Source organism: Bacteroides sp. OF04-15BH (genome assembly GCF_003477995.1).
In the GTDB taxonomy this organism is placed as follows: Bacteria; Bacteroidota; Bacteroidia; order Bacteroidales; family Bacteroidaceae; genus Paraprevotella.
In genome coordinates this window covers 1-25,509 of record NZ_QUEM01000022.1, presented here as the reverse complement: position 1 = coordinate 25,509, position 25,509 = coordinate 1, and the positions used below count along the sequence as shown (strand labels likewise).

Sequence of the window (25,509 nt, the reverse complement as noted above, 5' to 3'; positions counted from 1 at the left end):
TAACTCTTTTATATATAAATAAGAAACATGGCTTTTAGAAAAGAATCTAAAATAAAGAGTAATTTTACGAAAATTACCATTGGACTGGCCTCTCCGGAGGAAATCCTGGAAAATTCGTATGGTGAGGTGCTGAAGCCCGAAACCATTAACTACCGTACATATAAGCCAGAGCGCGACGGTTTGTTCTGCGAGCGTATCTTCGGTCCTACCAAGGATTATGAGTGCCATTGCGGAAAGTACAAGCGCATCCGTTACAAAGGTATCGTGTGCGACCGTTGCGGTGTAGAGGTTACCGAGAAGAAGGTACGTCGTGAGCGTTCCGGTCACATCCAGCTGGTTGTGCCTGTGGCTCACATCTGGTACTTCCGTTCTCTGCCGAATAAAATCGGTTATCTGTTGGGTATCCCGACCAAGAAACTTGATTCTGTAATTTATTACGAACGTTATATTGTCATTCAGCCGGGTGCTCTGGCTGGAGACGTTCAGGAACTCGACCTGCTCACAGAGGACGAGTATCTGGACAAGATGGAAAGCCTGCCTATCGAGAACCAGTATCTTGAGGATTCTGATCCGAACAAGTTCATTGCCAAGATGGGTGCCGAGGCAATCTACGATTTGCTGTTGCGCGTAGATTTGGACAAGCTGTCTTACGAACTGCGTGACCGTGCCAACTCAGACACAGCCCAGCAGCGTAAGAACGAGGCTTTGAAGCGTCTGCAGGTAGTAGAGTCTTTCCGTGCCAGCCGTGGCCGTAACAAGCCGGAGTGGATGATTATGAAGATTTTGCCGGTAATTCCGCCAGAGTTGCGTCCGTTGGTTCCGCTGGATGGTGGACGTTTCGCCACTTCCGACCTGAACGACTTGTATCGCCGTGTGATTATCCGTAACAACCGTCTGAAGCGACTCATTGAGATCAAGGCACCTGAGGTGATCTTGCGTAATGAGAAGCGTATGTTGCAGGAAGCTGTGGACAGCTTGTTCGACAACTCACGCAAGAGCAGTGCGGTGAAGACCGATGCCAACCGTCCATTGAAGTCACTTTCTGACTCATTGAAAGGTAAGCAGGGACGTTTCCGTCAGAACTTGTTGGGTAAGCGTGTTGACTACTCAGCCCGTTCGGTTATCGTTGTAGGTCCGGAGTTGAAGATGGGTGAGTGCGGTTTGCCGAAACTGATGGCAGCCGAGCTGTATAAGCCGTTCATCATCCGCAAGCTTATCGAGCGCGGAATCGTGAAGACCGTGAAGTCAGCCAAGAAGATTGTTGACCGCAAGGAACCGGTAATCTGGGATATCCTGGAGCACGTGATGAAGGGACACCCTGTATTGCTGAACCGTGCGCCGACTCTGCACCGTCTGGGTATCCAGGCATTCCAGCCTAAGATGATCGAGGGTAAGGCAATTCAGTTGCACCCGTTGGCATGTACTGCGTTCAACGCCGACTTCGATGGTGACCAGATGGCGGTACACTTGCCTTTGAGCAACGAAGCTATTCTGGAAGCACAGATCCTGATGTTGCAGGCTCACAATATCCTGAACCCGGCCAACGGTGCTCCTATTACCGTGCCTTCACAGGATATGGTGTTGGGATTGTACTACATCACCAAGCTGCGTCCGGGATCACTGGGAGAGGGCTTGACCTTCTACGGTCCGGAGGAAGCTATCATCGCCTACAATGAGAAGCGCGTGGACATTCACGCTCCGATCAAGGTGTTGGCTAATGATCTGGATGAGAATGGCAATATCGTGAAGAAGATGATTGAAACCTCTGTCGGTCGTGTTATCGTAAACGAAATCGTGCCCGAAGAAGTTGGTTTCTTCAATGATATCATTTCCAAGAAGACCCTGCGCGGCATCATCAGCGATGTAATCAAGGCTGTAGGTGTGGCTCGTGCTTGCGAATTCCTGGATGGAATCAAGAACCTGGGTTACAAGATGGCCTACGATGGTGGTCTGTCATTCAACTTGGGCGATATCATCATCCCGAAAGAAAAAGAAGAACTGGTTAAGCGCGGTAACGAAGAGGTTGAGCGTATCACCAACGATTACGGTATGGGATTCATCACCGACAAGGAGCGTTACAACCAGGTTATCGATACTTGGACTCACGTAAACAACGACTTGTCTAAGATCTTGATGAAGACCATGAAGGAGGCTGACCAGGGATTCAACGCCGTATACATGATGTTGGATTCAGGAGCCCGTGGTTCTGCCGGACAGATCAGCCAGTTGTCTGGTATGCGTGGTTTGATGGCCAAGCCTCAGAAGGCAGGTGCCGAGGGTGCTCAGATTATCGAGAACCCGATCCTTTCTAACTTTAAGGAAGGTATGAGCGTGTTGGAGTACTTTATCTCTACTCACGGTGCCCGTAAGGGTTTGGCCGATACCGCCTTGAAGACTGCCGATGCCGGATATCTGACTCGTCGATTGGTAGACGTTTCACACGACGTGATCATCACCGAGGAAGACTGCGGTACTTTGAGAGGACTTGTCTGCACCGCTTTGAAGAACGGTGACGAAGTGATTTCTTCACTCTACGAGCGTATCTTGGGTCGTGTATCTGTTCACGATGTAATCAATCCGCAGACCGGTAAGCTGATTGTTGCTGCCGGAGAGGAGATCACCGAGGACAAGGCACAGGAGATCGAAGACTCACCAATCGAAAGCGTAGAAATCCGTTCCGTATTGACTTGCGAAAGCCGCAAGGGAGTATGTATGAAGTGTTACGGACGTAACCTGGCAACCAGCCGTATGGTACAGAAGGGAGAGGCTGTCGGTGTGATCGCCGCACAGTCTATCGGTGAGCCGGGTACTCAGTTGACTCTGCGTACATTCCACGCCGGTGGTGTGGCCGCGAATGCTGCTGCCAACGCAACAATCGTGGCTAAGTACGATTCTAAGATTGAGTTTGAGGAATTGCGTACCGTAGATATTCATGACGAGCAGGGCAATCCGGCCAAGATGGTTGTTGGTCGTCTGGCCGAGGTTCGCTTCGTAGACCTGAACACTAATATCGTTCTCTTTACTCAGAACGTACCTTACGGTTCTACTCTGTATGTAAACGAGGGTGACAAGGTAGAGAAGGGTAAGGTTATCGCCAAGTGGGATCCATTTAATGCGGTAATCGTAACTGAAAATCCGGGTAAGCTGATTTTCGAAGACGTAATCGAAGGTGTAACCTACCGTGTTGAAGCCGATGAGACAACCGGTTTGCGTGAAATCATCATCACAGAGTCTAAGGACAAGACCAAGGTGCCTTCTGCTCATATTGTGGATGAGAACGGAGAGCTGATCCGTACTTATAACTTCCCGATCGGTGGTCACCTGGTAGTTGAAGACAATCAGTTGGTGAAGGCCGGTGATGTTTTGGTTAAGATTCCGCGTGCCGTTGGTAAGGCAGGCGATATCACCGGAGGTTTGCCTCGAGTAACCGAGTTGTTCGAGGCTCGTAATCCATCAAATCCGGCTGTGGTTTCAGAAATCGACGGTGAGATTACCATGGGTAAGATCAAGCGCGGTAACCGTGAAATCATCGTAACTTCTAAGCTGGGCGAGGTGAAGAAGTATCTCGTACCTCTGTCAAAGCAGATCCTGGTACAGGAGAACGACTACGTTCGTGCCGGAACTCCGCTGTCCGACGGTGCCATCACTCCGTCAGACATCCTGGCCATCAAGGGTCCTACTGCCGTTCAGGAATATATCGTGAACGAGATTCAGGATGTGTACCGTTTGCAGGGTGTAAAGATCAACGACAAGCACTTCGAGGTGATTGTACGTCAGATGATGCGCAAGGTACAGATCGACGAGCCGGGAGATACCCGCTTCCTGGAACTTCAGATTGTGGACAAGCTCGATTTCGCAGAAGAGAACGACCGCATCTGGGGCAAGAAGGTGGTAGTAGATGCCGGAGATTCAGAGGTTATGCAGCCAGGTATGATTGTTACTGCCCGCAAGTTGAGAGACGAGAACTCAACCTTGAAGCGTAAAGACTTGCGTCTGGTTCAGGTACGTGATGCCGTTCCGGCAACATCTACCCAGATCCTGCAGGGTATCACCCGTGCCGCATTGCAGACTTCAAGCTTCATGTCGGCAGCTTCCTTCCAGGAAACTACCAAGGTGCTCAACGAGGCAGCCATCAACGGTAAGAGCGATAAGCTCGAGGGTATGAAGGAGAACGTAATCTGCGGTCACCTGATTCCTGCCGGTACCGGTCTGCGTGAGTTCGAACGCATCATCGTAGGAAGCCGTGAGGACTACGACCGTGTGATTGCAAACAGAAAGTCTGTGTTGGATTTCAATGTTGATTGATCGATACGACTTTAAGATATAATGAAGCGGTGCCCCGTTACCATGACGGGGCACCGCTTTTTTATGCCCGTCTTTGCTAGCGTCGCAGATGTTACCCGAAGAAAAACATCATGCGCCGTTTTCGGCGGTAGGGTGGATCGTATTCCAAACGTAATACGGCAGGCATATTCTCCTTTTTATATATATAGGCAGGAATAAAGTGAGGAAAATGTTGTGAGATTAGCAAAATGATTATATCTTTGTTTAAGAGAAAATCAAAAAACTAATTTTTCACCTTACAAAAACATATCATGGCTAACGAAGAAAAAAATCAGGGCGGTCAGTTTCAGATTGAGCTGACTCCGGAGATTGCACAGGGAGTATATGCCAACATGGCATTGATTGCACATTCCAGTTCAGAGGTAATTCTTGATTTCGTACGCATCCTTCCGGGTGTGCCAAAGGCAAACGTACAGTCACGCATTATCCTGGCTCCGGAACATGCCAAGCGTTTGATGTATGCATTGCAGGACAATATTTCAAAATACGAGCAGAACTTCGGTCCGATTCACATGCCGGAGGATGGTCCTAGAACAGTTGCTCCATTCAATGTAAACAAAGGAGATGCATAATAACTATGGGTGCGCCGTAGCGGCGTGCCCATTTTTTATTTATATACAAACATAATACAAACAATGGTGTGCGTGGTTGCTTGATCATTCTGTGATACTTCTGTTGCAAAATGAAGCAACGGTTCCGTTTTGGGGTAATGGAATGCTTTATCTCTTAGTTGTCAGGGTTAAATATGTTTAAATCTTTCGTCTTTTGGTGGTTTTAGGTGTTGTATGCTTCTTTTCGGCTAAGAAAACATATTGTAGATTGAAATATAATTCGTAACTTTGTAGCCCAAAAGGGTGCATTCTGTGCCTGTACGAATTTGATCAATAGAAAATAACAATATAATAATTAAAATTTTAAAGACAATGCCTACTATTCAACAATTAGTAAGAAAGGGTAGAACAGTGCTGGTAGACAAGAGCAAATCACCAGCTTTGGACAGCTGTCCGCAGCGTCGTGGTGTCTGCGTTCGTGTTTATACCACCACTCCTAAAAAACCTAACTCTGCAATGCGTAAGGTTGCTCGTGTTCGTTTGACTAACATGAAGGAAGTAAACTCTTACATTCCGGGAGAAGGACACAACTTGCAGGAGCACTCAATCGTTTTGGTTCGCGGTGGTCGTGTTAAGGACCTCCCTGGTGTACGTTACCACGTAGTTCGCGGTACTTTGGATACTGCCGGTGTAGCAAATCGTACACAGCGCCGTTCTAAGTATGGTGCTAAGCGCCCAAAAGCAGGTAAGAAGTAATTAAAACTCTTATTTTAGTATTATTTAACTTATTAACGCAGTTTTGGTTTGTATTTATAGGTTGAGTAAAATGCTCGGAGGAGCGTTTGAAGACAAATCTGCAGCCAAACAAAATTAAAGAACAATGAGAAAAGCAAAACCAAAAAAACGTGTGATTCTTCCAGATCCCGTATTTAATGATGTAAAGGTTTCTAAGTTTGTAAATCATTTGATGTATGACGGTAAGAAGAACATTTCTTACGAAATTTTCTACGCTGCCTTGGAAGCTGTTAAGGCTAAGATGTCAAATGAGGAAATGAGCGCTCTTGAGATTTGGAAGAAAGCTTTGGATAATATTACTCCGCAGGTTGAGGTTAAGTCTCGTCGTGTAGGTGGTGCTACATTCCAGGTTCCTACTGAAATCCGTCCGGACCGTAAGGAGTCAATCTCAATGAAAAATATGATTCTCTTTGCTCGCAAGCGTGGTGGTAAGTCAATGGCTGATAAGTTGGCTGCTGAAATCATGGACGCATTCAACGAGCAGGGTGGTGCCTTCAAGCGTAAGGAAGATATGCACCGTATGGCTGAAGCTAACCGCGCATTCGCACACTTTAGATTCTAATTTTATTAAAGTAGCTTAAAATGGCAAAGCAAGATTTACATTTAACTCGTAATATCGGTATCATGGCTCACATCGATGCCGGAAAGACTACCACTTCAGAGCGTATCCTGTTCTACACAGGTTTGACTCACAAGATTGGTGAGGTGCACGATGGTGCTGCAACCATGGACTGGATGGCTCAGGAGCAGGAGCGTGGTATCACAATTACTTCTGCTGCAACTACAACACGTTGGAACTGGGCTGGCAAGCAGTATCGTATTAACTTGATTGACACTCCGGGACACGTGGACTTTACTGCTGAGGTGGAGCGTTCTTTGCGTGTATTGGACGGTGCTGTTGCTGCTTACTGTGCAGTAGGTGGTGTAGAGCCTCAGTCTGAAACTGTATGGCGTCAGGCTGATAAGTACAATGTACCAAGAATCGGTTATGTAAACAAGATGGACCGTTCAGGTGCTGACTTCTTCGAAGTAGTACGTCAGATGAAGGACGTTTTGGGTGCTAATCCATGTCCGGTTGTTATCCCAATCGGTGCTGAGGAGAACTTCAAGGGTGTTGTTGACCTGATCAAGATGAAGGCTATCCTGTGGCACGATGAGACTATGGGAGCTGACTACGAGGTAGACGAAATCCCAGCTGATCTGGTTGCTGAAGCAGAAGAGTGGCGCGACAAGATGTTGGAGAAGATCGCTGAGTTCGACGATGAGTTGATGACTAAGTACTTCGACGATCCTTCAACAATCACTGAAGAAGAAGTTCTGCGTGCATTGCGTGCTGCTACAGTAGCAATGGAAATCACTCCGATGTTGTGTGGTTCTTCATTCAAGAACAAGGGTGTACAGACTCTGTTGGACTACGTATGTGCATTCTTGCCTTCACCACTGGATACTCCTAACGTAGTAGGTACAAATCCTGAGACTGGCGAGGAAGAAGATCGCAAGCCATCAGAAGATGAGAAGACTTCAGCTCTGGCATTTAAGATCGCTACTGACCCGTACGTAGGTCGTTTGACTTTCGTTCGTGTTTACTCTGGTAAGCTGGAAGCTGGTTCATATATTTACAACTCTCGTTCAGGAAAGAAAGAGCGTGTATCACGCTTGTTCCAGATGCACTCTAACCACCAGAACCCGGTTGAGGTGATCGGTGCCGGTGATATCGGTGCAGGAGTTGGTTTCAAGGATATCCGTACTGGTGATACTCTGTGTGATGAGGATGCACCAATCGTATTGGAGTCTATGGACTTCCCGGATCCAGTAATCGGTATCGCAGTAGAACCGAAGACTCAGAAGGACTTGGACAAGCTGTCTAACGGTTTGGCTAAGTTGGCTGAGGAGGACCCAACCTTTACTGTGAAGACTGACGAGCAGACTGGTCAGACTGTAATCTCAGGTATGGGTGAGCTTCACTTGGATATCATTATCGACCGTCTGAAACGTGAGTTCAAGGTTGAGTGTAACCAGGGTAAGCCACAGGTTAACTACAAGGAAGCAATTACCAAGACCGTTAACTTGCGTGAGGTTTACAAGAAGCAGTCCGGAGGTCGCGGTAAGTTCGCTGACATCATCGTTAACGTAGGTCCGGTTGATGAGGACTACAAGGAAGGCGGTCTGCAGTTCGAGAACAAGGTAACTGGTGGTAACATTCCTAAGGAATTCATTCCTTCAGTACAGAAGGGCTTCGAGAACGCTATGAAGAATGGTATCCTCGGTGGCTTCCCAATGGATAGCTTGAAAGTAGAGTTGTTGGATGGTTCATTCCACCCGGTTGACTCTGACCAGTTGTCATTCGAAATCTGCGCCCTGCAGGCATACAAGAGCGCTTGTGCTCAGGCTAAGCCGGTATTGATGGAGCCTATCATGAAGCTCGAGGTGGTAACACCGGAAGAGAACATGGGTGACGTAATCGGTGACTTGAACAAACGTCGTGGTCAGGTTGAAGGTATGGATACAAGCCGTAGTGGTGCCCGTATCGTTAAGGCTATGGTTCCTCTGGCAGAAATGTTCGGTTACGTAACTGCATTGCGTACCATCACTTCAGGTCGTGCTACTTCATCAATGACATACGATCACCACGCACCGGTATCTAGCTCAATTGCTAAGGCCGTACTCGAGGAGATCAAGGGACGTACAGACTTGGTATAATCACCAAATCAGAAATATTTAGAGTTTGAAGGTGTCGGCTAGCGAATGACTCTTAGCCGACATACCTTCTTACTTGTCATATTAATCATTCAATAAATAATTAATAAAAACAAATGAGTCAGAAAATTAGAATTAAACTGAAATCTTACGATCACAACTTGGTAGACAAGTCAGCTGAGAAGATCGTTAAAACAGTGAAGGTAACTGGCGCTATTGTTAGCGGTCCTATTCCATTGCCAACTCACAAGCGCATCTTTACTGTAAACCGTTCAACTTTCGTGAACAAGAAATCTCGTGAGCAATTTGAACTTTCTTCTTACAAGAGACTGATCGACATCTACAGCTCAACTGCAAAGACTGTTGACGCTTTGATGAAGTTGGAATTGCCAAGCGGTGTAGAAGTAGAAATTAAAGTTTAGTACTATTATTAAAAATCAAACGAAATGCCAGGATTATTAGGAAAAAAAATCGGAATGACATCCGTTTTCAGTGCCGATGGTAAGAATGTACCATGCACTGTTATCGAAGCTGGTCCTTGTGTAGTAACTCAGATCAAGAGTGTAGAAAAGGATGGATATGCAGCAGTACAGTTGGGCTTCCAGGAAGCTAAGGAAAAGAATACTACAGCTCCTATGATGGGACACTTTAAGAAAGCAGGTACTACTCCAAAGAGACACTTGGCCGAGTTCGCAGCAGATTTTCAGAACGAACTGAATTTAGGTGACACTGTAACTGTAGATATCTTCGCAGATGCAGCTTTTGTAGACGTGATCGGTACTTCAAAGGGACACGGTTTCCAGGGAGTAGTTAAGCGTCATGGTTTCGGTGGTGTAGGTCAGACTACTCACGGTCAGCACAACCGCGCACGCAAGCCGGGATCTATCGGTGCTTGTTCTTACCCAGCAAAAGTATTCAAAGGAATGCGTATGGGTGGCCAGATGGGTGGCGACCGCGTAACTACGCACAACTTGCAAGTGTTAAAAGTAATTCCAGAGCACAATCTGATTCTGATCAAGGGTTCTGTTCCGGGTTATAAAGGTTCAATCGTAATAATTGAGAAATAATGGAAATTAGTGTATTGAATATTAAGGGCGAGGATACCGGAAGAAAGGTTACCTTGAATGATTCTATCTTTGCAATTGAGCCAAACGATCACGCAATCTATTTGGACGTTAAGCAGTTCATGGCAAATCAGCGTCAGGGAACAGCTAAGGCAAAAGAGAGAAGCGAAGTTAGCGGTTCTACCAGAAAGCTGGGTCGTCAGAAAGGTGGTGGCGGTGCCCGTCGCGGTGATATCAACTCTCCAGTATTAGTCGGTGGTGGACGCGTTTTCGGTCCTAGACCAAGAAACTACGGTTTCAAGCTGAACAAGAAAGTTAAGGTTTTGGCTCGTAAGTCAGCTCTGAGCTACAAGGCACAGGAAGGTGCTATCGTAGTAGTAGAAGACTTCACTATGGAGGCTCCAAAAACTAAACAGTTTATCGAAATCGTAAATAATCTTAAAGTTAACGACAAGAAGGCTTTGTTCGTTTTGCCGTCTTCTGATAAAAACGTATATTTGTCAGCTCGTAACATCCAACGTGTGAATGTTGCACTTGCTTCTGCGCTGAATACATATACTGTATTGAACGCAGATGTTATGGTTGTAACCGAGTCATCGTTGAAAGTCGTTGATGAAATCTTAACAAAATAAGGAGGCTTAACCAATTATGGGATATATTATCAAACCTTTGGTCACTGAGAAGATGACCACTACAACAGAGAAGCTGAACAAGTTCGGCTTCATCGTTCGTCCTGAGGCTAACAAGCTGGAGATTAAGAAGGAAATCGAGGCTTTGTATAATGTTACAGTAGTAGCTGTAAATACCTCAAACTATGCAGGTAAGTCTAAGAACCGCTACACTCGTTCAGGTCTGATCCAGGGCCGTACAAACGCTTTCAAGAAAGCAATCGTAACTCTGAAAGAGGGCGAAACTATTGATTTTTATAGCAATATTTAAATAAAAGATGGCAGTACGTAAATTTAAGCCCACAACACCAGGGCAGAGACACAAAATTATTGGTACTTTTGAAGAGATTACTGCATCGGTACCAGAGAAGTCTCTTGTAAGTGGAAAACGTTCAACAGGTGGTCGTAACAATGTCGGAAAGATGACAATGCGCTACAATGGCGGCGGTCACAAGAGAAAATTCCGTTTCATCGACTTCAAGAGAAATAAAGATGGTGTTCCAGCAGTTGTTAAGACAATTGAGTACGATCCAAATCGTTCGGCTCGTATCGCTTTGTTGTATTACGCTGATGGAGAAAAACGTTATATTATTGCTCCTAACGGCTTGCAGGTAGGCAGCACAGTTATGTCCGGAGAGAATGCGGCGCCTGAGATTGGTAACGCACTTCCATTGCAGAATATCCCAGTCGGTACTGTAATTCACAATATCGAGCTGCGTCCGGGACAGGGTGCCTTGCTGGTACGCTCTGCAGGTAACTTTGCTCAGTTAACTTCACGTGAGGGACGCTATTGCGTTATCAAATTGCCTTCAGGTGAGACTCGCCAGATCTTGAGTGCATGTAAGGCTACTATCGGTAGCGTTGGTAACTCAGATCACGCTTTGGAAAGTTCAGGTAAGGCTGGACGTTCTCGCTGGTTGGGCCGTCGTCCTCACAACCGTGGTGTGGTAATGAACCCGCATGATCATCCGATGGGTGGTGGTGAAGGACGTCAGTCTGGAGGTCATCCACGTTCACGTAAGGGATTGTATGCTAAGGGCTTGAAGACTAGAGCTCCTAAGAAACAGTCTAACAAGTATATTATCGAAAGATGTAATAAGTAATTAAGTTAATTGAGTAAAATATGAGTCGTTCATTAAAAAAAGGTCCATATATTGAAGTTAACCTCGAAAAGAAAGTTCTCGCCATGAACGAGAGCGGCAAGAAGAGTGTTGTGAAGACATGGGCCAGAGCTTCAATGATTTCTCCTGATTTTGTAGGACACACCATTGCAGTTCATAACGGAAATAAATTTATTCCTGTTTACGTTACAGAGAATATGGTCGGACACAAGCTGGGTGAGTTTGCACCTACTCGTCGTTTCGGTGGCCATGCTGGTAACAAGAAAAAATAAAAACAGGTGCATTATTTGACATATAAAGACTAAATATAAATGGGAGCAAGAAAAAAAATTGCGGCTGAAAAAAGAAAAGAAGCCCTCAAAACCCAGTACTTTGCCAAAGTGCAGAATGTGCCTTCTTCTCCACGTAAGATGAGATATGTGGTTGATATGATTCGTGGTATGGAGGTGAATAGAGCTCTTGGAACATTGAAGTTCTCTTCTAAAGCTGCATCTGCAGTAGTTGAGAAATTGTTGCGCTCTGCTATCGCTAACTGGGAACAGAAGAACGAACGTAAGGCTGAGGACGGCGAATTGTTCGTAACAAAGATTTTTGTTGATGGTGGTGCTACGTTGAAGAGAATGAGACCAGCTCCACAGGGAAGAGGTTACAGAATTCGCAAACGTTCAAATCACGTGACTTTGTTCGTTGGCACTAAAACTAATGATTAATAAGAAGTAGTATGGGACAGAAAGTAAATCCGATAAGCAACCGACTCGGTATTATTAGAGGTTGGGATTCTAACTGGTACGGTGGCAAGAACTTTGGTGATTCTTTGCTGGAAGACAGCAAAATCCGTAAGTACTTGAATGTACGTTTGGCTGCTGCCAGCGTTTCAAGAATTGTCATTGAACGTACACTGAAACTCGTGACGATTACAGTTTGTACTGCACGTCCGGGATTGGTCATTGGTAAAGGTGGTCAGGATGTTGACAAGTTGAAGGAAGAGTTGAAGAAGATCACTGACAAGGATATTCAGATCAACATCTTCGAAATCAAGAAGCCTGAGTTGGATGCTGTGATTGTTGCAAACAACATCGCTCGTCAGGTTGAAGGAAAGATCGCTTACCGTCGCGCTATCAAGATGGCTATCGCCAACACTATGAGAAGCGGTGCCGAGGGTATCAAGATCTTGATCTCTGGTCGTTTGAACGGTGCTGAAATGGCTCGTTCTGAAATGTACAAGGAAGGTCGTACTCCGCTGCACACATTCCGTGCTGATATCGACTACTGCCAGGCTGAAGCTTTGACTAAGGTTGGTTTGCTGGGTATCAAGGTGTGGATCTGCCGTGGTGAGGTTTATGGAAAGCGTGAGCTTACTCCGAACTTTACTCAGACTAAAGAGACTGGCCGTGGTAACAATGGCGGCAAGAACTTCCGCAAGAAGAAGAACAACAATCGTTAATTTGAATTTTAGGAATTATGTTACAACCGAAAAGAACAAAATATAGAAGACCGCAAAAGGGCCGTTGCAAAGGAAATGCTCAGCGTGGTAACCAGTTGGCTTTCGGATCATTCGGAATCAAGTCTTTGGATACACACTGGATTACAGGTCGTCAGATTGAGGCTGCTCGTATCGCTGTAACACGTTACATGCAGCGTGAGGGACAGATTTGGATCCGTATTTTCCCTGACAAACCAATCACTAAGAAGCCTGCAGACGTACGTATGGGTAAAGGTAAGGGAGATCCAGTAGGATATGTATTCCCTATCACTCCGGGACGTATTATTTTCGAGGTAGAAGGTGTTTCTTATGAGATTGCTAAGGAAGCATTGCGCCTGGCTGCTCAGAAACTGCCGGTTACAACTAAGTTTATTGTTAGACGTGATTACGATAAAAACGCTTAATTATGAAGATCGCAGAAATTAGAGAAATTGCAACCAATGACTTGGTTGAAAGATTGAAGGCAGAAGAGGCAAACTACACTCAGATGTTGCTGAACCACGCTGTCTCACCACTTGAGAATCCTGCGCAGATTAAGGCTGCACGTAGAACAATTGCTCGTATCCAGACTGAGTTGCGTCAGAGAGAACTTAACAAATAATAATGGTCCACATGGAAGCTAGAAATTTAAGAAAGACAAGAACAGGTGTTGTTATCAGCGATAAGATGGATAAGACCATTGTTGTTGCTGCTAAGTTCAAGGAGAAACACCCTATTTATGGTAAGTTCGTTTCTAAAACGAAGAAATACCATGCTCATGACGAGAAGAATGACAGTCATGTAGGTGATACAGTTTTGATCATGGAAACCCGTCCTTTGAGCAAAACAAAGAGATGGAGAGTAGTAGAAATCGTAGAAAGAGCTAAGTAATTATGATACAGGCAGAATCTAGATTAGTAGTTGCAGACAATAGCGGCGCACGTGAAGCTCTTTGTATCCGCGTACTCGGCGGAACAAAGAGACGTTATGCGTCTGTAGGTGATGTGATCGTCGTTTCAGTTAAGAGCGTCATCCCATCTAGTGATATTAAAAAAGGTGCAGTATCAAAGGCTTTGATCGTACGTACTAAGAAAGAAGTTCGTCGTGCAGACGGTTCTTACATCCGTTTTGATGACAATGCATGTGTTCTGTTGAACAATGCAGGTGAGTTGAGAGGAAGTCGTATTTTCGGCCCTGTTGCTCGTGAATTGCGTGCAGCAAACATGAAGGTAGTTTCTTTGGCACCAGAAGTACTTTAATAAGTAAAGAATAGAGTAATGAGTAAATTACATATTAAAAAAGGCGATACAGTTTACGTAAATGCTGGTAATTGCAAGGGCCAGACTGGTAAAGTGTTAAAAGTGCTCGTAGAGGAGCAGCGTGCCGTTGTTGAAGGTATCAATATCGTATCTAAAAGCCAGAAGCCGAGTGCAAAGAATCCTCAGGGAGGTATTGTAAAGCAGGAGGCTCCAATCCACATTTCAAATTTGAATGTTGTTGATCCGAAAACTGGCAAGCCGACTCGTATCGGAAGAAAGAAGAACGAAGACGGTAAATTGGTTCGTTTTGCTAAAAAATCAGGAGAGGAGATTAAGTAATGGGAAATACTGCTAGCCTTAAGAAAGAATATGCAGAGCGTATCGCGCCTGCTTTGAAGAGTCAGTTCAACTATACTTCTACCATGCAGATTCCAGTGCTCAAGAAGATTGTGATCAATCAGGGCTTGGGTATGGCTACTGCCGACAAGAAGATCATTGATGTTGCAATCAACGAGATCACTGCAATTACAGGTCAGAAGGCCGTTGCAACCGTTTCAAAGAAAGACGTTGCAAACTTCAAGTTGCGTAAGAAAATGCCTATCGGTGTTATGGTAACTTTGCGTCGTGAGAGAATGTACGAATTCCTGGAGAAACTGGTTCGCGTTGCTTTGCCACGTATCCGTGACTTCAAGGGTATCGAGAGCAAGTTCGACGGACGCGGAAACTATACATTGGGTATTCAGGAGCAGATCATTTTCCCTGAAATCAACATCGACTCAATTGATCGTATCTTGGGTATGAACATCACTTTCGTAACTACAGCCAAGACTGACGAAGAAGGTTATGCTTTGCTCAAGGAGTTCGGTTTACCTTTTAAGAACGCTAAAAACGAGAAATAAATATGGCAAAAGAATCAATGAAGGCTCGTGAGGTAAAGAGAGCCAAAATGGTAGCCAAATATGCTGAGAAGAGAGCTGCGCTGAAGAAAATCGTCAACACAGGTGATCCTGTAGAGGCATTCGAGGCTGCTCAGAAATTGCAGGCAATACCAAAGAACGCTAACCCAATCCGTTTGCACAACCGTTGCAAGTTGACTGGTCGTCCAAAGGGTTACATGCGTCAGTTCGGTATTTCACGTATCCAGTTCCGTGAGATGGCTTCTAGCGGCTTGATCCCGGGCGTAAAGAAAGCAAGCTGGTAAGAAAAATTTTTTTTAATATTGTCGGGAGAGTCCCGATTAATTAAATAATTTATAATATGACAGATCCAATAGCAGATTATTTGACGCGTTTGAGAAATGCGATTCAGGCTAAGCACAGAGTTGTTGAAGTTCCGGCGTCAAATTTGAAAAAAGAGATCACTAAGATCCTTTTCGACAAGGGTTACATCTTGAACTACAAATTTGTTGAGGATGGACCACAGGGTACTATCAAAGTTGCTTTGAAGTATGATTCAGTAAACAAGGTCAACGCAATCAAGAAGTTGATCAGAGTATCTACACCGGGTATGCGTAAGTATACTGGTTACAAGGATATGCCGAGAGTAATTAATGGATTGGGTATAGCGATTATATCTACATCTAAGGGTGTTATGACAGACAAGGAAGCTGCCGACCTGAAGATTGGTGGTGAGGTTCTTTGCTATGTATATTAATTGGAGGGTAGAATATGTCAAGAATAGGTAAATTACCAATTAACATTCCTGCAGGAGTAACTGTGACAGTAAGTCCTGAAAATGTGGTTTCTGTTAAGGGACCTAAAGGTGAAATGACTCAGGCTGTTGACCCTTCAATCAAAGTAAACATCGCTGATTCACACATCACATTCGAGATTGATGAACAAAATGATGCTGTTGAAACCAAGCAGAAGCAGGCGTTCCACGGTTTGTACCGTTCACTGGTAAACAACATGGTGGTAGGTGTTTCTGAAGGTTATGTGAAGAAGTTGGAATTGGTCGGTGTTGGTTACCGTGCTTCAAACCAGGGTAACATTATTGAGTTCTCTTTGGGTTACACTCACAGCATTTTCTTGCAGTTGCCTAATGAGATCAAGGTTGAGACTAAATCTGAAAGAAATCAGAATCCTCTTATCATATTGGAATCTTGCGACAAACAGCTGTTAGGTCAGGTTTGCGCTAAAATTCGTTCTTTCCGTAAGCCAGAGCCTTACAAAGGTAAGGGTATCTTGTTTGTTGGTGAACAGATTCGTAGAAAGTCTGGTAAGTCAGCTGGTGCTAAGTAATTTTAAAACAGTAAGATTATGACAACAAAATTAGAAAGACGAATTAAGATCAAGTATAGAGTACGAAATAAGATTTCTGGTACTACTCAGCGTCCACGTATGTCTGTGTTCAGAAGCAACAAGCAGATCTACGTACAGATCATTAACGACGAGACTGGCACAACTCTTGTTGCCGCTTCTTCTCTGGGCATGGAAGCTATGCCTAAGAAAGAGCAGGCTGCTAAGGTTGGTGAGTTGATCGCTAAGAAAGCCCTTGAAGCAGGTATCTCAACTGTCGTTTTCGACCGTAACGGATATTTGTATCACGGTAGAGTGAAGGAAGTTGCAGATGCAGCACGTAACGGTGGACTTAAATTTTAATAGATTATGGCAATTAATAGAGTTAAGATAAATAGCGATATCGAATTAAAAGATAGATTGGTTGCTATCAATCGTGTTACAAAGGTTACAAAGGGTGGTAGAACTTTCACTTTCTCTGCTATTGTTGTAGTAGGAAATGGAAACGGTATCATCGGTTGGGGACTTGGTAAGGCTGGCGAAGTCACTGCAGCTATTGCTAAAGGTGTTGAAGCCGCTAAGAAGAATCTGGTGAAGGTTCCGGTATTGAAAGGTACCGTTCCTCACGAGCAGGTTGCTAAGTTCGGTGGTGCTGAGGTATTCATCAAGCCGGCTTCTCACGGAACTGGAGTTGTGGCTGGTGGTGCTATGCGTGCCGTATTGGAGAGCGTTGGCGTAACAGACTGTCTGGCTAAGTCAAAAGGTTCTTCAAACCCACATAACCTGGTTAAGGCTACAATCAATGCGCTGGCAGAAATGCGTGATGCAAAAACTGTTGCTGAGAACCGTGGCGTAAGTTTAGAAAAAGTATTTAGAGGATAAGGAGATATTATGGCAACTATAAAGATTAAACAGATTAAGAGCAGAATTGGTGCTCCAGCTACTCAGAAGAGAACTCTCGACGCATTGGGCTTGACTAAGCTGAATCACGTAGTTGAAGTAGAAGATACTCCTACAATGCGCGGTATGGTTCAGAAGGTGCATCACTTGGTAACCATCGTGGACTAATCTATATTATTACTTTTAAATTGATTTAAAGATGAAATTAAATAATTTAAAGCCTGCTTGCGGTTCTGTTCATTCTCGTAAGAGAATTGGTCGTGGTCCTGGATCTGGTTTGGGTGGTACTTCTACTCGTGGTCACAAAGGTGCTAAGGCAAGATCAGGTTATAAGAAGAAAATTGGTTTCGAAGGTGGACAGATGCCTTTGCAGCGTCGCTTGCCTAAGTTCGGTTTCAAGAACATTAACCGTGTAGCTTACAAGGCTATCAACTTGGCTGACATCCAGGCTTTGGTAGAGGCAAAGAACCTGTCTAAGGTAGGTGTTGAAGAGTTGATCGCTAACGGTTTGGCATCTAACGGTCAGTTGATTAAGGTTCTTGGCAACGGAACTTTGACTTCAAAGGTTGATGTGGTTGCTAATGCGTTCTCTAAGTCTGCTGAAGAAGCTATCCTGGCAGCTGGTGGAAACGTAACAAAACTTTAATCAAATGAAGAAGTTTGTTGAAACCTTAAAGAACATATGGTTGATTGAGGATCTGAGAAACAGGATCCTCATCACCCTCTTGTTTACTGCAATCTATCGTTTCGGTTCTTTTATAGTTCTGCCGGGTATCAATCCCGACAATCTGGCGAAATTGCGTGAGCAGACCAGCGAAGGCTTGATGTCTTTGCTGAATATGTTCTCAGGAGGTGCGTTTTCTAATGCATCCATTTTTGCATTGGGAATTATGCCTTACATTTCAGCTTCTATTGTAATTCAGTTGTTGGGTGTAGCTGTTCCTTATTTCCAAAAGATGCAGCGTGAAGGCGAGAGCGGACGAAGAAAAATGAATCAGTATACTCGTTATCTGACTCTGGTGATTCTTCTGTTCCAGGCACCTTCCTATCTAATAAACTTGAAAGTTCAGGCAGGTGGTGCATTGGCGCCGACAATCAGTTGGACCGCTTTTATGATCACTGCAACAATTATCCTTGCCGCTGGAAGCATGTTTGTATTGTGGTTAGGTGAACGCATTACCGATAAAGGTATTGGCAACGGTATCTCTCTGTTGATTATGGTGGGTATCATTGCTCGTTTGCCAAGAGCTATCTTCCAAGAAGGTTTCTCAAGAATGACCAATGCAGCAGGCGGTGGTCTTGTATTCTTCCTGATTGAGATCGCAGTGCTTCTGGCTGTCGTTTGCGGTTCTATTTTGTTGGTACAGGGAACTCGTAAGATTCCTGTTCAATATGCAAAGCGTTTGGTGGGCAACCAGCAGTATGGTGGCGCCCGTCAGTACATTCCTTTGAAGTTGTTTGCGGCTAATGTGATGCCGATTATCTTTGCTCAGGCATTGATGTTTATTCCAATCACTTTGGTAGGATATACTTCAGTGGATAATGCTACTCCTGTTATGCGAATGTTGGTAGACCACACCAGTTGGCTTTATAACTTGATATTTGCAGTCTTAATTATAGCATTTACTTATTTTTATACTGCTATCACGTTGAATCCAACTCAGATGGCCGAGGATATGAAACGTAACAATGGTTTCATTCCGGGTGTTAAGCCAGGTCATGATACTGCCAACTACATCGACCAAGTGATGTCTCGACTGACTTTGCCGGGTTCTATCTTACTGGCCATTATCGCTTGTATGCCGGCCTTCGCCGGTTTGCTGGGTATCAGTACTGAGTTCGCTCAGTTCTTTGGAGGAACTTCTTTGCTGATTTTGGTGGGAGTTGTTCTGGATACACTGCAGCAGGTAGAGAGTCATTTGTTGATGAGACACTATGACGGCTTGTTAAGTTCTGGTAGAATTCGTGGTCGTTCAGATGTTTCTGCTTACTGATAAATTGCTATGATATTTCTTAAGACAGAAGATGAAATTGATCTCTTGAGATCTGCCAATCAGCTGGTGTCAAAAACGCACGCCGAGTTGGCCAAGGTGATTAAACCGGGTGTCACTACAGCACAGTTGGACAAATTGGCTGAAGAGTTTATCCGGGATCACGGTGCGATACCGACCTTTAAGGGATTTCCGAATCCTTATGGTGGTCCCTTTCCCGCTTCGATATGTGCTTCCGTAAATGATCAGGTGGTGCATGGAATACCAAACGATATTCCTTTGAAAGATGGCGACATCGTTTCAATCGATTGCGGAACCCTGCTCAATGGTTTTTGCGGTGACTCTTGTTACACTTTCTGTGTCGGAGAAGTCGCTGATGAAATTAAGCAATTGCTGAAAGTTACAAAAGAGTCCCTGTACAAGGGAATCGAAGCAGCACTTGCCGGAAAGAGAATAGGGGACATCAGCCATGCCGTTCAGGCACATTGCGAGAAGCATGGTTATGGTGTGGTTCGTGAATTTGTTGGACACGGCATCGGAAAAGAGATGCACGAAGATCCGCAGGTTCCGAATTATGGTCGCCCTGGAAACGGTCCTCTGTTGAAGAATGGACTGTGTCTGGCCATCGAACCGATGATCACTTTGGGTTCACCAAAAATCGGCATGATGCCGGACCGTTGGACTATCAAGACACTTGATGGAAAGTGTGCCGCTCATTTCGAGCACACGATAGCCATTCATCACGGAAAGGCAGAGATACTCTCTTCGTTTGAAGAAATTGAAAAAATAGAAGGTAAATTATATTAAGTATGGCAAAACAATCCGCGATAGAACAAGATGGAGTTATAGTTGAAGCACTCTCAAACGCAATGTTCCGTGTAGAACTTGAGAATGGCCATGAGATTACAGCGCATATTTCAGGCAAAATGAGAATGCATTATATTAAGATTCTGCCCGGCGATAAAGTAAGGGTGGAGATGAGTCCTTATGATTTGTCAAAAGGACGTATCGTTTTTAGATATAAATAAAAAGCAAAATATGAAGACAAGAGCATCTTTAAAGAAACGTACTCCTGAGTGCAAGATTGTGCGTCGCAAAGGACGTTTGTATGTAATTAACAAAAAGAACCCTAAGTTTAAAATGCGTCAGGGTTAATTCATTGTTGCAAAAGAAATAAATTAGTATATGGCAATTAGAATTGTTGGTGTTGATTTGCCCCAAAATAAAAGAGGTGAAATCGCTTTGACTTATGTTTATGGTATAGGTCGTAGTAGTTCAGCCAAGATCTTGGACAAGGCTGGTGTAGACAAAGATCTGAAAGTTAAGGATTGGACCGATGATCAGGCTGCTAAGATCCGTGAGATCATTGCTGCTGAATACAAAGTAGAAGGTGATTTGCGTTCAGAAATCCAGTTGAACATTAAGCGTTTGATGGATATCGGTTGTTACCGTGGAGTGCGTCACCGTATTGGTCTGCCAGTACGTGGCCAGAGCACTAAGAACAACGCGCGTACACGTAAGGGTAAGAAAAAGACAGTTGCAAATAAGAAAAAAGCTACTAAATAATAATTAGATATGGCAAAGAAAACAGTCGCAGCTAAGAAAAGAAATGTTAAGGTTGATGCTATGGGCCAGTTGCATGTTCATAGTTCATTCAACAACATTATTGTATCTTTAGCAAACAGCGAAGGTCAGATCATCTCTTGGTCTTCAGCTGGTAAGATGGGATTCCGTGGTTCTAAGAAGAACACTCCCTACGCAGCTCAGATGGCTGCCCAGGATTGTGCAAAGGTTGCTTACGATCTTGGTTTGAGAAAGGTTAAGGCATATGTAAAGGGTCCAGGAAACGGACGTGAGTCAGCTATCCGTACTGTACACGGTGCAGGTATCGAGGTTACTGAAATCATCGATGTTACTCCATTGCCACACAATGGTTGTCGTCCTCCTAAGAGAAGAAGAGTTTAATTCATAGATAACCTAATTACAAAAGCAGGATTCGCCGGAACATTTCTTTTTGTGGTTAGCGACTGCAATCTGAGTGAATCCTGCCCTAACTTAACTAAAACAGAAAAAAAATGGCTAGATATACTGGACCAAAATCAAGAATTGCTCGTAGATTCGGCGAGGCTATTTTCGGTGCTGACAAAGTTTTGTCTAAGAGAAACTTTCCTCCTGGTCAGCACGGAAATTCAAGAAGAAGAAAAACTTCTGAGTATGGTATCATGTTAGCTGAGAAGCAGAAAGCTAAATATACCTACGGTGTATTGGAAAAACAGTTCCGTAACATGTTTGAGAAGGCATCTCGTACTAACGGTATTACCGGTGAGATCCTGTTGCAGAACCTGGAGTGCCGTTTGGACAACGTTGTTTACCGTTTGGGTATCGCTCCTACTCGTGCAGCTGCTCGTCAGTTGGTAGGTCACAAGCACATCGTTGTTGACGGAAAGGTTGTGAACATTCCTTCATACGCTGTTAAGCCAGGTCAGATTATCGGTGTTCGTGAGAAGTCTAAGTCTCTCGAGGTAATCGCTGACGCATTGGCTGGTTTCAACCACAGCAAGTACCCATGGATCGAGTGGGACGAGAACACCAAGTCTGGTAAGTTCCTGCACAAGCCTGAGCGCGCAGACATTCCAGAGAACATTAAGGAGCAGTTGATCGTTGAGTTGTACTCTAAATAATAATTAAAGAATGGCGATATTAGCATTTCAAAAACCTGATAAAGTATTAATGTTGGAGGCGGATGACAAATTCGGCAAGTTCGAGTTTCGTCCGTTGGAGCCCGGTTTCGGTATTACTGTTGGTAATGCTTTACGCCGTATTCTTCTTTCTTCACTTGAGGGCTATGCCATCAATACGATGCGTATTGCCGGTGTAGAGCATGAATTTGCCTCTGTGCCTGGAGTAAAAGAGGATGTCACCAACATTATCTTGAATCTGAAGCAAGTTCGATTCAAACAAAGAGTAGAAGAATTCGAGAATGAGAAAGTGAGCATCACCGTTGAGAATACGACTGAATTCAAAGCGGGTGATCTGAACAAGTATCTGACTGGATTTGAAGTGTTAAACCCTGAATTAGTTATTTGCCATTTAGATGCCAAAGCAACAATGCAGATCGATTTGTCTATTAACAAGGGTAGAGGCTACGTTCCCGCTGACGAGAACCGTGAGTACTGCACCGACGTTAATGTGATTCCAATCGATTCAATTTACACTCCAATTAGAAATGTTAAGTACGCTGTTGAAAATTATCGTGTAGAGCAGAAGACTGACTACGAGAAACTCGTTCTTGAAATTTCTACTGATGGTTCCATTCACCCGAAGGACGCCCTGAAAGAGGCTGCAAAGATTCTGATCTATCACTTCATGTTGTTCTCAGACGAGAAGATCACGTTGGAGAATTCCGACAGTGAGGGCAACGAAGAGTTCGATGAAGAAGTATTGCATATGCGTCAACTTCTGAAGACCAAGCTGGTTGACATGGATCTTTCTGTACGTGCCCTGAACTGCTTGAAGGCAGCTGATGTGGAGACACTGGGAGATCTGGTACAGTTTAACAAGACTGACCTGCTTAAGTTCAGAAACTTCGGTAAGAAATCGCTCACTGAGCTTGATGATTTGCTAGAGAGTCTGAATCTGTCGTTTGGAACTGATATTTCTAAATATAAATTAGATAAAGAATAATAAAACATGAGACATAATAAAAAATTCAATCATTTGGGCCGTACTGCATCTCACAGAAATGCTATGTTGGCTAACATGGCTATCTCTCTGATTATGCACAAAAGAATCACTACGACCCTGGCAAAGGCTAAGGCGCTGAAGAAATATGTTGAGCCTTTGATCACTAAGTCTAAGGAAGATACTACAAACTCTCGTCGTGTAGTGTTCAGCTACCTGCAGAACAAGTACGCTGTTACTGAGTTGTTCAAGGAGATCTCAGTAAAGGTTGCTGACCGTCCGGGTGGTTATACCAGAATCATCAAGACTGGTTTCCGTGCAAGTGATAATGCGCAGATGTGTTTTATCGAGTTGGTTGACTACAATGAAAACATGGCTAAGAAAGCTGCCAAGAAGGCCACTCGTACACGTCGTTCTAAGAAAGCTGCGGCTGCTGAGACACCAGCTGTTGAAGCTCCTGCAACAGAGAATGCAGCAGAATAATTTGCTATATACTAAAGTCAGAGGATGCATCCATGATGCATCCTCTTTTTTGTTTCATGACCTTTCAACTCATTATTCGATATGAAACTATTATGGCTTGATCTTAACAGCTCTTATGCCCATTCCTCTTTGGCCTTACCGGCATTACACGCGCAGGTCGCCACTTCGGCCGACGATGTGGAATGGTTTCGCCATTCTGCTACCATTAATGAAAACCCCGGAATGATCGCGGCCGAGGTATATCGTTATGCGCCCGATGTTGTGGCCGCCACCTGCTGGCTCTTCAATCATGAGGTTTTGCTTCATGTGCTGGCCAGAGTACATGCTCTTTTACCTGAGGCAACGATACTCTTGGGTGGTCCGGAGTTTCTGGGTGATAATTCCGAGTTCCTGCGTACGTCTTCTTTTGTTACGGCTGTTTTCCGGGGTGAGGGAGAAGAAAGTTTTTCCCAGTGGCTGAGAGTCTGGGATCAACCGGAGTCCTGGTCTGACATTTCAGGCCTGTGCTATTATGATGCGCAAGGGAATTATCATGATCAAGGGATTGCCCGGGTTCTAGATTTCGATCAGTTGTGTTCTCCCGAGGAAAGCAGTTTCTTCAATTGGGAGAAACCCTTTGTTCAGTTGGAAACAACGCGCGGCTGTTTCAATACCTGTTCTTTTTGTGTGAGTGGGGGAGAGAAACCTGTGCGCCGTTTACCCTTGTCGCAGGTGCGCGAACGTTTGCAGCGAATCCATCAGGCTGGGATTCGGGATGTACGCTTGTTGGACCGCACCTTTAATTACAATATTCATTATGCCCGGCAGTTGCTTCAGTTGTTTCAGGAGTTTCCCGGTATGCGCTTTCATTTGGAGATTCACCCGGCCCTGCTGACTGATGAGCTGAAGCAGGAACTTCTTCTTTTGCCCCAGGGGCTTTTGCATTTGGAGGCCGGAATTCAAAGTCTGCGAGCCGATGTGCTTGCCGAGGGTCATCGTAAGGGAAGATTGGAGGATGCTCTTTCCGGATTGAAGTTCCTTTGTTCCCTTCCGAACATGGAAACACATGCCGATCTGATTGCCGGTCTGCCGCTTTACCGACTGCAAGACATATTTTCTGACGTAGTAACTCTGGCTTCGTACCATGCCGGTGAGATACAGTTGGAGTCTTTAAAGGTGTTGCCCGGTACGGATATGCGGCGACGTGCTTCAGAACTTGGTCTGGTTTATTCTCCTTATCCTCCTTATGAAGTATTGATGACCCCGCACATTACTCCACAAGAGTTGCAGACGGCACGCTATCTGTCTCGCCTTCTCGATGCCTTTTACAATGCAAAGACCTGGCAGACTGTTACACGGCAGCTGATTATAGAGCAGCCTGACTTCCTGCTTCGCTTTCTGGAGCATTTGCAGGCCCTGCATGTGATTGACCAGCCTATGGCATTGGATCGTCGTGGTGTAATTTTATATGAGTTCTGTAAGAACCATTATCCGGAATATGCGCCTTTGGTAGCGCAGGCTTGGATTGAGGGCGGTTTATCCCTTAAAAAGCAACCGGCCGAGCATGTACGTACGAAACATGTATCGCCTCCGGAAAAGTGGAATATTGTTTTTGGAGAATATCAGGAACAGTTACGTCTTTGTGTTTATGCTCCTCCCGGAGCCAAAGAATATGTGTGGTATGGCTATGATAGCCAGGTGCAGAATCCCCGTCCGGTGTTCAAGGCTATCTCCGAATAGATATTATAAGAAGAATCGTGTCAGGCTTCCTTGTGGGATATGACACGATTCTTTTTGTCTTTGTGATGCTTTATATATTGTTATTGAGGACAATATGTTTCAAACAAAAAAGCGATGGCGGTAAGACCGTCATCGCTTTTGTCGGAAAGAGGCGATTCGAACGCCCGACCCCTACGTCCCGAACGTAGTGCGCTACCAACTGCGCTACTTTCCGTTTTTGCACTGCAAAGATAAGGCTTTTTTCCGAAACAAAAAAATATTTCCACTTTTTTTTCAAAAGTTTTGTGGTTTGAAAAATTATTCCTACCTTTGCAACGCAAACGAAAAGGAAAGGTGCCATAGCTCAGTTGGTAGAGCAAAGGACTGAAAATCCTTGTGTCCCCGGTTCGATTCCTGGTGGCACCACTTTGAAGAAAAGCAAAAGATAGTAAAATCCTGATTTCCAAGCGAAATCGGGACTTTTTGTTTTCCCCCGGCACGCAAAAAACGGCAAAATATTACCGTTCGAGGTGGAGCAAAAGGTGGAGATAAAAGGTG

General features: G+C 44.7%; 36 protein-coding genes and 2 tRNA genes. 37 read left to right on the top strand and 1 reads right to left on the bottom strand.

Features of this window, described 5'->3' with window-relative positions; all coding sequences use genetic code 11:
* The first annotated feature begins 27 nt into the window (after window positions 1–27).
* From rpoC to DXA74_RS10400, 36 genes are all read left to right on the top strand, one after another.
* A complete protein-coding gene (rpoC, locus tag DXA74_RS10575) occupies window positions 28–4,305 on the top strand; it encodes a DNA-directed RNA polymerase subunit beta' (protein ID WP_118527404.1) in 4,278 nt (1,425 codons plus the stop codon).
* 290 nt (window positions 4,306–4,595) lie between these two features.
* Window positions 4,596–4,916 (top strand): DUF3467 domain-containing protein, encoded by a 321-nt coding sequence (locus DXA74_RS10570; RefSeq protein WP_118527402.1) that lies wholly within the window; start codon window positions 4,596–4,598, stop codon window positions 4,914–4,916.
* 351 nt (window positions 4,917–5,267) lie between these two features.
* Window positions 5,268–5,651 carry a 30S ribosomal protein S12 gene (gene rpsL / locus DXA74_RS10565; RefSeq protein WP_118527400.1) on the top strand — a complete coding sequence of 128 codons (384 nt, stop codon included), beginning with the start codon at window positions 5,268–5,270 and terminating at the stop codon, window positions 5,649–5,651.
* A gap of 124 nt (window positions 5,652–5,775) precedes the next feature.
* A complete protein-coding gene (gene rpsG / locus DXA74_RS10560; protein ID WP_118527398.1) occupies window positions 5,776–6,252 on the top strand; it encodes a 30S ribosomal protein S7 in 477 nt (158 codons plus the stop codon).
* 20 nt (window positions 6,253–6,272) lie between these two features.
* Entirely contained in the window at window positions 6,273–8,390 is a 2,118-nt protein-coding gene (gene fusA, locus DXA74_RS10555; RefSeq protein ID WP_118527396.1) for an elongation factor G, read from the top strand.
* Between the two features lie 113 nt (window positions 8,391–8,503).
* A complete protein-coding gene (gene rpsJ / locus DXA74_RS10550) occupies window positions 8,504–8,809 on the top strand; it encodes a 30S ribosomal protein S10 (RefSeq protein ID WP_008623145.1) in 306 nt (101 codons plus the stop codon).
* Between the two features lie 24 nt (window positions 8,810–8,833).
* On the top strand, window positions 8,834–9,454 hold the full coding sequence (rplC, locus tag DXA74_RS10545; RefSeq protein ID WP_118527394.1) for a 50S ribosomal protein L3: 621 nt from the start codon (window positions 8,834–8,836) through the stop codon (window positions 9,452–9,454).
* Window positions 9,454–10,083, top strand: a complete 630-nt coding sequence (gene rplD / locus DXA74_RS10540) for a 50S ribosomal protein L4 (protein ID WP_118527392.1) — start codon at window positions 9,454–9,456, stop codon at window positions 10,081–10,083. The genes rplC and rplD overlap by 1 nt, the downstream gene beginning before the upstream one ends.
* Before the next feature lie 16 nt (window positions 10,084–10,099).
* The gene (gene rplW, locus DXA74_RS10535) at window positions 10,100–10,390 is read left to right on the top strand and encodes a 50S ribosomal protein L23 (protein ID WP_118527390.1); all 291 of its coding nucleotides are present in this window, start codon (window positions 10,100–10,102) and stop codon (window positions 10,388–10,390) included.
* 7 nt (window positions 10,391–10,397) lie between these two features.
* Complete coding sequence (gene rplB, locus DXA74_RS10530) at window positions 10,398–11,222, top strand: 50S ribosomal protein L2 (RefSeq protein WP_118527388.1); 825 nt, start codon at window positions 10,398–10,400, stop codon at window positions 11,220–11,222.
* A 20-nt stretch (window positions 11,223–11,242) separates the two neighbouring features.
* On the top strand, window positions 11,243–11,512 hold the full coding sequence (gene rpsS, locus DXA74_RS10525; protein WP_118527386.1) for a 30S ribosomal protein S19: 270 nt from the start codon (window positions 11,243–11,245) through the stop codon (window positions 11,510–11,512).
* Window positions 11,513–11,551: 39 nt separating this feature from the next.
* Entirely contained in the window at window positions 11,552–11,950 is a 399-nt protein-coding gene (gene rplV, locus DXA74_RS10520; protein WP_118527384.1) for a 50S ribosomal protein L22, read from the top strand.
* Between the two features lie 11 nt (window positions 11,951–11,961).
* Window positions 11,962–12,684: a 30S ribosomal protein S3 gene (gene rpsC, locus DXA74_RS10515; protein WP_118527382.1), complete on the top strand. Its 723-nt coding sequence runs from the start codon at window positions 11,962–11,964 to the stop codon at window positions 12,682–12,684.
* A 17-nt stretch (window positions 12,685–12,701) separates the two neighbouring features.
* Window positions 12,702–13,127 carry a 50S ribosomal protein L16 gene (rplP, locus tag DXA74_RS10510; protein WP_118527380.1) on the top strand — a complete coding sequence of 142 codons (426 nt, stop codon included), beginning with the start codon at window positions 12,702–12,704 and terminating at the stop codon, window positions 13,125–13,127.
* A 2-nt stretch (window positions 13,128–13,129) separates the two neighbouring features.
* A complete protein-coding gene (rpmC, locus tag DXA74_RS10505; RefSeq protein ID WP_118527378.1) occupies window positions 13,130–13,324 on the top strand; it encodes a 50S ribosomal protein L29 in 195 nt (64 codons plus the stop codon).
* 11 nt (window positions 13,325–13,335) lie between these two features.
* Window positions 13,336–13,593 carry a 30S ribosomal protein S17 gene (rpsQ, locus tag DXA74_RS10500; RefSeq protein WP_199666152.1) on the top strand — a complete coding sequence of 86 codons (258 nt, stop codon included), beginning with the start codon at window positions 13,336–13,338 and terminating at the stop codon, window positions 13,591–13,593.
* 2 nt (window positions 13,594–13,595) lie between these two features.
* Window positions 13,596–13,961 (top strand): 50S ribosomal protein L14, encoded by a 366-nt coding sequence (rplN, locus tag DXA74_RS10495; RefSeq protein ID WP_118527373.1) that lies wholly within the window; start codon window positions 13,596–13,598, stop codon window positions 13,959–13,961.
* An 18-nt stretch (window positions 13,962–13,979) separates the two neighbouring features.
* On the top strand, window positions 13,980–14,300 hold the full coding sequence (rplX, locus tag DXA74_RS10490; protein WP_118527371.1) for a 50S ribosomal protein L24: 321 nt from the start codon (window positions 13,980–13,982) through the stop codon (window positions 14,298–14,300).
* Window positions 14,300–14,860: a 50S ribosomal protein L5 gene (gene rplE, locus DXA74_RS10485; RefSeq protein ID WP_118527369.1), complete on the top strand. Its 561-nt coding sequence runs from the start codon at window positions 14,300–14,302 to the stop codon at window positions 14,858–14,860. Before rplX ends, rplE begins: the two co-directional genes overlap by 1 nt.
* Before the next feature lie 2 nt (window positions 14,861–14,862).
* Window positions 14,863–15,162, top strand: coding sequence for a 30S ribosomal protein S14 (gene rpsN / locus DXA74_RS10480; RefSeq protein ID WP_118527367.1), 300 nt, complete (start codon window positions 14,863–14,865; stop codon window positions 15,160–15,162).
* A 56-nt stretch (window positions 15,163–15,218) separates the two neighbouring features.
* Window positions 15,219–15,614, top strand: a complete 396-nt coding sequence (gene rpsH / locus DXA74_RS10475) for a 30S ribosomal protein S8 (RefSeq protein ID WP_118527365.1) — start codon at window positions 15,219–15,221, stop codon at window positions 15,612–15,614.
* 14 nt (window positions 15,615–15,628) lie between these two features.
* Window positions 15,629–16,201 (top strand): 50S ribosomal protein L6, encoded by a 573-nt coding sequence (rplF, locus tag DXA74_RS10470; protein WP_118527363.1) that lies wholly within the window; start codon window positions 15,629–15,631, stop codon window positions 16,199–16,201.
* A gap of 18 nt (window positions 16,202–16,219) precedes the next feature.
* Window positions 16,220–16,561 carry a 50S ribosomal protein L18 gene (rplR, locus tag DXA74_RS10465; RefSeq protein ID WP_118527361.1) on the top strand — a complete coding sequence of 114 codons (342 nt, stop codon included), beginning with the start codon at window positions 16,220–16,222 and terminating at the stop codon, window positions 16,559–16,561.
* Between the two features lie 6 nt (window positions 16,562–16,567).
* On the top strand, window positions 16,568–17,080 hold the full coding sequence (rpsE, locus tag DXA74_RS10460; RefSeq protein WP_118527359.1) for a 30S ribosomal protein S5: 513 nt from the start codon (window positions 16,568–16,570) through the stop codon (window positions 17,078–17,080).
* 9 nt (window positions 17,081–17,089) lie between these two features.
* On the top strand, window positions 17,090–17,266 hold the full coding sequence (rpmD, locus tag DXA74_RS10455) for a 50S ribosomal protein L30 (protein WP_118527357.1): 177 nt from the start codon (window positions 17,090–17,092) through the stop codon (window positions 17,264–17,266).
* 31 nt (window positions 17,267–17,297) lie between these two features.
* Window positions 17,298–17,744 (top strand): 50S ribosomal protein L15, encoded by a 447-nt coding sequence (gene rplO, locus DXA74_RS10450; protein ID WP_118527355.1) that lies wholly within the window; start codon window positions 17,298–17,300, stop codon window positions 17,742–17,744.
* A 4-nt stretch (window positions 17,745–17,748) separates the two neighbouring features.
* Window positions 17,749–19,092, top strand: coding sequence for a preprotein translocase subunit SecY (secY, locus tag DXA74_RS10445; RefSeq protein ID WP_118527353.1), 1,344 nt, complete (start codon window positions 17,749–17,751; stop codon window positions 19,090–19,092).
* Between the two features lie 9 nt (window positions 19,093–19,101).
* The gene (gene map / locus DXA74_RS10440) at window positions 19,102–19,896 is read left to right on the top strand and encodes a type I methionyl aminopeptidase (RefSeq protein ID WP_118527351.1); all 795 of its coding nucleotides are present in this window, start codon (window positions 19,102–19,104) and stop codon (window positions 19,894–19,896) included.
* Window positions 19,897–19,898: 2 nt separating this feature from the next.
* Window positions 19,899–20,117, top strand: a complete 219-nt coding sequence (gene infA / locus DXA74_RS10435) for a translation initiation factor IF-1 (protein WP_002558052.1) — start codon at window positions 19,899–19,901, stop codon at window positions 20,115–20,117.
* 10 nt (window positions 20,118–20,127) lie between these two features.
* Window positions 20,128–20,244: a type B 50S ribosomal protein L36 gene (gene ykgO, locus DXA74_RS10430; protein WP_008623101.1), complete on the top strand. Its 117-nt coding sequence runs from the start codon at window positions 20,128–20,130 to the stop codon at window positions 20,242–20,244.
* Window positions 20,245–20,274: 30 nt separating this feature from the next.
* Complete coding sequence (gene rpsM / locus DXA74_RS10425) at window positions 20,275–20,655, top strand: 30S ribosomal protein S13 (RefSeq protein WP_118527349.1); 381 nt, start codon at window positions 20,275–20,277, stop codon at window positions 20,653–20,655.
* A gap of 9 nt (window positions 20,656–20,664) precedes the next feature.
* Window positions 20,665–21,054: a 30S ribosomal protein S11 gene (rpsK, locus tag DXA74_RS10420; protein ID WP_118527347.1), complete on the top strand. Its 390-nt coding sequence runs from the start codon at window positions 20,665–20,667 to the stop codon at window positions 21,052–21,054.
* A 110-nt stretch (window positions 21,055–21,164) separates the two neighbouring features.
* Window positions 21,165–21,770 (top strand): 30S ribosomal protein S4, encoded by a 606-nt coding sequence (gene rpsD, locus DXA74_RS10415; protein WP_118527345.1) that lies wholly within the window; start codon window positions 21,165–21,167, stop codon window positions 21,768–21,770.
* Between the two features lie 10 nt (window positions 21,771–21,780).
* The gene (locus DXA74_RS10410) at window positions 21,781–22,773 is read left to right on the top strand and encodes a DNA-directed RNA polymerase subunit alpha (protein WP_118527343.1); all 993 of its coding nucleotides are present in this window, start codon (window positions 21,781–21,783) and stop codon (window positions 22,771–22,773) included.
* Window positions 22,774–22,779: 6 nt separating this feature from the next.
* Window positions 22,780–23,253: a 50S ribosomal protein L17 gene (rplQ, locus tag DXA74_RS10405; protein WP_118527341.1), complete on the top strand. Its 474-nt coding sequence runs from the start codon at window positions 22,780–22,782 to the stop codon at window positions 23,251–23,253.
* Between the two features lie 81 nt (window positions 23,254–23,334).
* Window positions 23,335–24,972, top strand: a complete 1,638-nt coding sequence (locus tag DXA74_RS10400) for a B12-binding domain-containing radical SAM protein (RefSeq protein WP_118527339.1) — start codon at window positions 23,335–23,337, stop codon at window positions 24,970–24,972.
* Window positions 24,973–25,113: 141 nt separating this feature from the next.
* Here the strand turns inward: DXA74_RS10400 and DXA74_RS10395 are convergent.
* A tRNA-Pro gene (locus DXA74_RS10395) sits at window positions 25,114–25,186 on the bottom strand.
* 118 nt (window positions 25,187–25,304) lie between these two features.
* Here DXA74_RS10395 and DXA74_RS10390 point away from each other — a divergent pair.
* Window positions 25,305–25,377: transfer RNA gene (locus tag DXA74_RS10390), tRNA-Phe, on the top strand.
* Window positions 25,378–25,509: the final 132 nt, after the last annotated feature.